The organism is Nocardioides sp., assembly GCF_024509035.1.
Taxonomy (GTDB): domain Bacteria; phylum Actinomycetota; class Actinomycetes; order Propionibacteriales; family Nocardioidaceae; genus Nocardioides.
Genome location: NZ_JANINT010000416.1, coordinates 1 through 1,246 on the forward strand (window position 1 = coordinate 1; position 1,246 = coordinate 1,246).

A 1,246-nucleotide genomic window follows, 5' to 3' on the forward strand; every position below is an offset into this window, starting at 1 on the left:
CCTGGAGGCCGTCGCCGGTCGCGCCGTGGTCCGTGGGGAGGTGGCCGCCCTGACCGGCTGGGTGCCGCTCGCGGAGGTCGAGCCGCTGGCCCGCCGACTGAGCGACCTGGGCGGTACGGTGGCGCCCCTGCCCACCCCGCGCGGCACCGACCCGCCGACGCTCCTGCGCGAGGGCGGTCAGCTCCGCCGGGCGTTCACCCCGCTCGTCCAGACCTACGGGACGGTGCCCTACGAGGACGTCGACCCGAGTCTCGTTGCCGGACTCGCCTACATCGTCATGTTCGGCATGATGTTCGGCGACGTCGGGCACGGCGCGCTGCTGGCGCTCCTCGGCCTCGTGGTCGGGTCCGGGCGGATCCACCGGCTCGCCCCGGTGCAGCGGCTGTGGCCGTTCGTGACCGGCTCCGGGCTCGCGGCGATGGGCTTCGGTCTGCTCTACGGCGAGTGCTTCGGCCCGACCGGACTCGTGCCGGTCGTCTGGCTCGCGCCCCTCGACCACCCGGTCACCCTGCTGGTCGCGGGCGTGGTCGTGGGTGCCGCGCTGCTCGCGACCGCCCAGGGCATCGCGACGGTCAACCGCTGGCGCGAGGGCGGGTGGGCGCGCGCGGTCAGTGCACCGTCCGGCCTCGCCGGGGCCGCGCTCCTGGCCGGCGTCGGGCTGATCACCGGCGGCATGTGGGGCGACCTGACCTGGCTGCTCCTCCTCGGAGCAGCCACGGCAGCGACCGGCGTGCTGCTCGCGTTCGCAGGGTTCCTCGCGAGCGCCGGTGGCGGCGGGGCCGGTGCGACCCAGGCCGTCGTCGAGGTCTTCGACGCCGTGCTCCGGGTCGGCACCAACCTCGTGTCCTTCGCGCGGTTGGCTGCCTTCGGCCTGACACACGCCGCGCTGGGCTCGGTGGTGTGGGACGGGACGACGGCGGTGGCGGCGTCGGGGCCCGCGATGGTGCCGGTCGCGGTCGTCCTGTTCGTGGCCGGCAACGTCTTGACCTTCGGCCTGGAGGCGCTGGTCGCCGGGATCCAGGCCCTCCGGCTCGAGTACTACGAGCTGTTCTCACGACTCTTCGAGGGCGAGGGCAGGCCGTTCCGACCGTGGCGGCTCCCCGACCTCGAGCCATCCGGACCCTCGACCGACCAAGGGAGACGACCATGACGATCTGGCTGCTCGGCCTGCCCGCGCTGGTGGCGGTGGCCGCCGGTCTCGCGACGCTGCTGCGACGGCAGCGGCAGGCCGTGCTCAAGGTCGTGC

General features: G+C 74.6%; 1 protein-coding gene. It reads left to right on the forward strand.

The features are described from left to right. On the forward strand, positions 1 to 1,150 hold a 1,150-nt coding region (locus Q0L15_RS22740; protein ID WP_296607136.1), incomplete at its 5' end, for a V-type ATPase 116kDa subunit family protein. Positions 1,151 to 1,246 lie beyond the last annotated feature (96 nt).